The following is a 6,582-nucleotide window of genomic DNA, read 5'->3' as shown; positions in this document are numbered from 1 at the left end:
CGGCTTGTTCGGCTTGTTCGGGTTCTACCTTAGCTTCAGGCTCTACCTTGGTTTTAGGCTCTTCAATCACTAGGTAAGTTTTCATCGTAGGTTGTGGCTTTGGAGGGATAGGCAATACAAATTGCTTGTGAAGAAAGTACACAATCAATATATGAAATAACATTGATATGGCGAGTGCTTTTGGTAATCCCTTTAGCAAGAACTTACTCCGATTGTTCATAACAGCCTGATTTGAGTCGGAACAGGTCAAAAAGTTCATTATTGAGAGACAATGATAAAAATGGGCTATTCAGGCTAAGTTTACAATTCGATGATTAGCGACAGGTTATTATTTACATGTATTCATAATGGGAATAATCAGGGTGCTGAGTCTGTCAATCGCTTGAAAAGCTTCGTATATTTAGGAGACGGCCGTTTATCGCACAGTAATTGAGCGGTGTTTTTGTGTGTGATAATGTAACACTTTAGTAATGGTAAATCTTTATTTGCCATTCAAAGTAAAATAACAAAAAAGGTTTCAACAATGCGCAATAAACTGCTTTCAGTAGCTATAGCGAGTACTTTAGTGATCAGTTCGCACGCTTCTGCAAATATGAACCTTGCACCGACTGAGCTGCAGGGGTTGAATTACAAAAAGTCACTTGTCACTGGCGTGTTAGACGCCAATATACCTAAGCCTGAAAGTATACTAGGGTTTCCTGTTGGTCAAAGAGCTGCAACGCCTGAGCAAATCACCGAAGCACTCAAAGTGTGGCAAAAAGCCAGTGATAAAATTCAGCTAGTAGAATATGCACGCTCACATGAGGGAAGACCCTTACATTACCTAGTTATTTCTTCTCCTGATAATCTAGCGAAAGTGGACAGCATTAAAGCTGACTTAGGTAAGTTAGCAAACCCCATTAACTTATCAAAGCAAGAAGAGCAGCGCATTATTGATCGCTTACCAGCGGTTGCATGGATGGCATATTCTATTCATGGCAATGAAGGGTCTGGCAGTGACGCTGCCCTAGCAACAATTTACAAGCTTATTGCCTCAAAAGATCAAGATATTAAGTCATTACTTTCGGATACTGTGGTTATCGTAGATCCGCTTATGAACCCTGATGGTCGCGCTCGTTTTACGAAAGAGATCCAGCAACGAAGAGGAACTTCTCCGAATGTTGATACTCAGTCAAAATTACACACAGATGCATGGGCAACTGGACGCAGCAATCATTACTTCTTTGATTTAAACCGTGACTTTACTTTAGGCGTTCACCCGGAGACTCGAGGTATTGTTCAGTCTATTAATGAATGGAACCCACAGCTGATGATAGACGCTCATGAAATGGGGCCGATGGACTCTTATCTATTTGGTTTGGCTCGACAGCCAGTTAATAAAAATTTATCTGAGTTTTCTCTAAAATGGGGGGAAATATTTGAAGACGATCAGGCCCAAGCATTTGATGATCAAAAATGGCCTTATTATACCGGTGAGTGGTTAGAAAACTTGTATCCAGGTTACTCAAGTTATGCCGCTTTTAGAGGCACGATTCATATTCTGTATGAGCAAGCCCGCATTAAAGAAGATGGTGTCATGCAGCATAATGGCAGAATTGTGAGCTATGCAGAATCGGTAGATAAACAATATGTGAGTAGCATCGAAAATTTAAAGACTCTAGCGAAACACTCAAAAGCAATATATCGAGATTTTGTTAAAGATAAGCGACAATTAATCTCTGATAACAGCCCGTATGCAGATCAGAGCTTCGCAATTTTACCTACGAAAAATAAACAGCGTTTAGCGAAGTTTATTGACTTGATGCAGCTACAAGGTTTTGAAATTCATCAAACAACCAAAGCAATAAAAGTTAAAAAAGCCAAGACTCAGCTTGGCGACATTATTTCTTCAGAGCTGCCTGAAGGCACTTTAATTATTCGTAACCGACAGCCACAAGGGCGACTCATTTCTACTATGCTCGAGTTTGACGCTAAGATTAGCAATGACGTATTAGTTGAAGAGCGTCAAAGGGTGCTACGTGATGGCTCAAGCCTTATGTACGATGCCACAGCTTGGAATATCACCATGATGCACGGCCTTGAGGCTTTGACAATACCACAACATGTCACTGAGCATATTCGTATATTTGAGCCATCTGATGAAGAGCCATTTATCATCAAAAAATCGGGCTCCATTGCCTATGTTGTAGATGGTAATAATGATGCATCTGTTGGCTTTGCTGCACGTCTAATGGAGCGCGGTGTTACTACGAGAGTAATTGACAAAAGTACAGTGTTAGATGGAGTGACATTAAGCCGTGGTTCAATTGTTGTGTCGCGTTATGACAATGAATTCTTTGATGGTGATCTAGATCAGGTTGTGGAGCAGACCGCAACTGAAGTTAAAGTCACAGCGCAAGCCATTCGTTCTGGTTTAGGTAATAGAGACTTGCCAGACATTGGCGGCGCGCATTTTAGGGTATTAACCCAACCTAGAATTGCTATTTTAAGTGGTAACGGCATTAACTCACTCGACTTCGGTACGATTTGGCATTCAATTGATAGCAACTTAGGGATCAGACATTCTCATTTAGACAGCAACCGACTTAGTTACACTGACTTGAGGCGTTACAACACTTTAGTGATACCTACAACTAGATATAGCCAGTTGAGTAAAGGAGAATTATCGACGATTAAAACTTGGGTAGAGGCAGGTGGTACGTTAGTGGCAATCGACGGCTCTGCCGTGCCATTTACCAGTAAAGATGCAGGTTTAAGTCGAGTAAGACAGATCCAAGATACTTTAAAAGAGGTTGAGCAGTACGATATTTCCTTGCAAAGAGAGTGGCTTGCTCAGCAAAACAGTTACGCTGAAATTGAGAACATTTGGTCGCATGATGCTGCGACAGATATTAATTATCCTTGGAAGAGCGGAGCACAACAAAAAGGTGAAAAAGAGCTTAAAAAGCAATATAACTGGTTAGCTAAATTTAGACCTTCAGGCGCAATTGTTGCTGCGCGAACAGACCAGAAACATTGGCTTACTTTTGGTTCACCAGAAGTAATCCCTGTTTTAATCTCTCGAAATCCTGTTTTGATGGCAAAGGAGGGCGTTCGATCTGCTGTAAGACTTGGAGCTTATCAAGAAATGAGCAAAAGCGAATGGGGTAAAATAGTAAAGCAAGCAAAAGATAAAGAGTTAGATCGCAAAGTAGGTTGGTCAAGCTTGCCTGACAAACAAGAGTTAAAGTTGCGTATGAGCGGTTTGCTTTGGCCAGAAGCGAGCAAACGTATCGCTAACTCTGCTTATTTAACACAAGAGCGTAAAGGCAATGGGCAAGTCATTTTATTTGCTGGTCAACCAGTATTTAGAGGGTCGACATTAGCTACAAATCGCTTACTGCTAAATGCGTTGGTGTATGGCCCTGGCCTTGGTGCACGCCAACCTGTAACTAATTTATAAGCTAAGTATTTGAAGGCTGATAAAGCTGTGCTTTTTCAGCCTTTATTTTTTTCTAACAATAAAGTTGTCTAATTAATTAAACGCTTCTTTATTTCTTCTAATAAAAAAATCTCTCTTTGAATTGATAAGCCTTTTTTTTCGCTTTGTGCCAAAGTTTGTTTGTTATGAGCAATGGCATCATCAATATTTACCCAAACAGGGCGCATGCCATTCGCCACTTCGTAGTGTTCCATTTGCGGTTTATCAAACTCTCCGCAGATCTCGCACACATAACAATCTGACACGATATGCACATAATCAAAATCGTCTTTGTACCAAGCACGAACCTCTTCAAAGCGGCCAAATGCATTGCATTGGGTAATACTTTTAACGCCGGTTTCTTCTTGAAGTTCTCGCAGCAATGCAGCTTCAATGGTTTCGTTTTCGTCAACACCACCACCAGGCAAGGTGTAATCGTCATAACGCGCTGTGAAGAGTAATAGAATGTTGTTGCCGTTTAAAACAATGGCGCGTGCGGTATGACGGGTGAATATTGAACCATTAGGTTTAGCGGGTGGTATGTTGAGTAACTGCATTGAAAAACTGACCTCTAAAATCTCGGCTGTCAGTATAATACCAATCCTCAATAATACTTAATCATTTTTAGGGATTAAAACTGACGTTAGTTTCATTGAAAATTTCTCATTAGAACAACTAAATAGCAAAATTTTCGCCTCGCTACCGACAAGTTCTACTTGGCTCAAAAGAGATAACTTAATTAAGAGGATTGGTATAACGATTAGAATGTGTGATTACAGCTTTTGAGACAATAATAAAAGGGCTCACTAAGAGCCCTTATAATAATCTAAATTCAGGTTAAAAATTAGAAAGGCGCAGGGTAGCGACTGAATATGTCTGCCACGTCATTTAATGCTTCTTTTGAAAGTGGCATATCAAAGGCGGTAATGTTCTCTTTTAATTGGCTCATATTAGTTGCGCCAATAATGGTTGATGTCACGCCTTTTACTTGGTCACACCATGCAAGGGCTAATTGCGCGGGCGTCATATTTAGTTTTTTCGCTAAAGCCACGTATTCGGCAGTGGCAAGGCCTGCTTGTTCTGTATCTCTGAATAAGCCTTGACGCTGAACCAGTGACCAACGGCTGCCCTCAGGGCGAGCGCCATTAAGGTATTTACCTGTTAGCATACCTGCTGCTAGCGGCGACCAAGGTAGATAAGCAATGTCTTCATGCCAACAGTTTTCAATTAAATATGGCCAGTCTTTGGCATGCAATAAACTGAATTCGTTTTGAATTGAGATGGGTTTTACTAAGCTATGCTGCTCCGCAAGGCGTAAATAGGTGTTTATGCCCCATGTTGTATCGTCAGATAAACCCCAATGACGGATTTTTCCAGCTTTTATACTTTTTGTTAGCGCTTCAAGAATGGCTTCCATACTGGCGGTTTCAGCTTGCGTGTCGACATCTATAAAGTTGTGGCCATTGGGTTTATGCTGAGCAAAATGCGGTGATTGACGGTTTGGCCAATGCAGTTGGTATAGGTCGATGTAATCAGTATTTAATCTAGAAAGTGAATCATCAATTGCTTTATAAATGGCATCCGGGGTAATAGGCCCACCATTTCTAACCCAACTTAAACCCGGGCCAGCAATTTTAGTTGCAATCACCACTTGATCACGCTTCTCTTTATGACGCGCAAGCCAGTTACCAATAATGGCCTCAGTTTTACCATAGGTTTCTGGTGAAGGCGGAACCGCGTACATCTCAGCGGTATCAATAAAATTGATTCCCTGACTGAGGGCATAATTGATTTGTTCATCGGCATCATGCTGATTGTTTTGTAAGCCCCATGTCATACTACCAAGACAAATACGAGAAACATCTATTTGACTGCTGCCTAAACGACTAAATTGCATGTGCGCTCCTTGAGTTAACTGCTAATTGTGAATTAAAAAGCCGATATTTGATTTTTATTATTTAGGTAGTGTAGTTGATCTTAAAGCGTAGTAACAGTTGCAATAAAAGCAGAAGTTGCGCCATAATAACTGTGTTTATATACAGTCTTTCATATATGCGTAAATTTATCCACATAGACATGGACTGCTTTTATGCCGCAGTCGAAATGAGGGACAATCCTGAGTTGGCGAAAGTGCCAATGGCGATTGGCGGCAATAGCAATCGTGGTGTTTTGGCGACATCAAATTATATTGCTCGTGAATATGGGGTGCGTGCTGCTATGTCTAATTATCAGGCCAAAAAGCTATGCCCGCATTTGCGTATCGTACCGGGGAGAATGTCGCTTTATAAAGATATTTCGCATCAGATCAGAGCCATTTTTGCCCGTTATACCGATTTAATTGAACCCTTGTCTTTAGATGAAGCCTACCTAGACGTGACGGATTGCACTCAATGTAAAGGCAGTGCAACTTTAATTGCACAACAAATTCGTGATGAGATTTATAGAGAAACGGGCTTAACTGCCTCAGCTGGGGTGGCGCCGATTAAGTTTTTGGCGAAAATTGCCAGCGATGAAAATAAACCTAACGGCCAATTTGTGATCACCCCAGATAAAGTGGATGCATTTATTGAAGACCTGCCACTTAAAAAAATCCCCGGCGTAGGTAAAGTGACAATGCAAAAGTTGCTTGCCCATGGCTTTGAGTTTGGTCGCGATATCAAAAATGCCGATGAAACGTTATTAAAACAAAAGTTTGGCAAACTAGGCGATATGTTATGGCGTCGTTGTCATGGTATTGATGAGCGCCGCGTTGAAACTGACAGAGTGCGTAAGTCTGTGGGGGTTGAAACCACTTTTGAAAAAGACACCGCTGATATTGACGTGTTGAAAATGCGTATTATCAAACAATTATTACCCGAGCTTAAAATTCGAGCCAGCAAATATCTAGACGAGCAACACATCATAAAACTGGGAGTTAAAGTAAAATATTTCGACTTCCAACTGGTCAGTAAAGAGTGCCAGTTTGATAAGTTAGACAGTGCTTTATTTTGCCAATTATTAACGGACTTACTTGAACGGAATCAAGGTCACAAAGCCGTTCGATTGATTGGCATTCAGGTGGGGTTATCGGCTAAAGAAACCGGTCATAACCAAATGCACTTATTTTCTAGTTAGCTGCAGGT

At 41.1% G+C, this 6,582-nt stretch carries 5 protein-coding genes; 2 read left to right on the top strand and 3 right to left on the bottom strand.

The features are described 5' to 3' along the window. Positions 1 to 199, bottom strand: a 199-nt coding sequence (locus CWB72_RS17480) for a hypothetical protein (RefSeq protein ID WP_138634049.1), incomplete at its 3' end; no start/stop codon positions are given. Positions 200 to 523: 324 nt separating this feature from the next. Between CWB72_RS17480 and CWB72_RS17475 the strand changes: the two genes are divergently transcribed. Further along, positions 524 to 3,442, top strand: coding sequence for a M14 family zinc carboxypeptidase (locus CWB72_RS17475; protein ID WP_138634046.1), 2,919 nt, complete (start codon positions 524 to 526; stop codon positions 3,440 to 3,442). A 68-nt stretch (positions 3,443 to 3,510) separates the two neighbouring features. On the opposite strand, the gene CWB72_RS17470 is transcribed toward CWB72_RS17475, so the two are convergent. Both CWB72_RS17470 and CWB72_RS17465 read right to left on the bottom strand, forming a co-directional pair. Continuing rightward, the gene (locus CWB72_RS17470) at positions 3,511 to 4,017 is read right to left on the bottom strand and encodes an NUDIX hydrolase (RefSeq protein WP_138634043.1); all 507 of its coding nucleotides are present in this window, start codon (positions 4,015 to 4,017) and stop codon (positions 3,511 to 3,513) included. Between the two features lie 287 nt (positions 4,018 to 4,304). Then, positions 4,305 to 5,357 carry an aldo/keto reductase gene (locus CWB72_RS17465; RefSeq protein ID WP_138634040.1) on the bottom strand — a complete coding sequence of 351 codons (1,053 nt, stop codon included), beginning with the start codon at positions 5,355 to 5,357 and terminating at the stop codon, positions 4,305 to 4,307. A gap of 155 nt (positions 5,358 to 5,512) precedes the next feature. Here CWB72_RS17465 and dinB point away from each other — a divergent pair, with 155 nt between their 5' ends. Further along, positions 5,513 to 6,574, top strand: a complete 1,062-nt coding sequence (dinB, locus tag CWB72_RS17460; protein ID WP_138634037.1) for a DNA polymerase IV — start codon at positions 5,513 to 5,515, stop codon at positions 6,572 to 6,574. Positions 6,575 to 6,582: the final 8 nt, after the last annotated feature.

It is taken from the genome of Pseudoalteromonas phenolica, assembly GCF_005886345.1.
Taxonomy (GTDB): Bacteria; Pseudomonadota; Gammaproteobacteria; order Enterobacterales; family Alteromonadaceae; genus Pseudoalteromonas; species Pseudoalteromonas phenolica_A.
Note: the sequence above shows the minus strand (reverse complement) of the source record. Positions and strands in the feature narration are given on the sequence as shown.

Excerpts from the sequence above, each read along its gene's own strand:
- CWB72_RS17475 (WP_138634046.1), top strand. The coding sequence starts at position 524 with ATGCGCAATAAACTGCTTTCAGTAGCTATAGCGAGTACTTTAGTGATC.
- CWB72_RS17470 (WP_138634043.1), bottom strand. The coding sequence starts at position 4,017 with ATGCAGTTACTCAACATACCACCCGCTAAACCTAATGGTTCAATATTC.
- CWB72_RS17465 (WP_138634040.1), bottom strand. The coding sequence starts at position 5,357 with ATGCAATTTAGTCGTTTAGGCAGCAGTCAAATAGATGTTTCTCGTATT.
- dinB (WP_138634037.1), top strand. The coding sequence starts at position 5,513 with ATGCGTAAATTTATCCACATAGACATGGACTGCTTTTATGCCGCAGTC.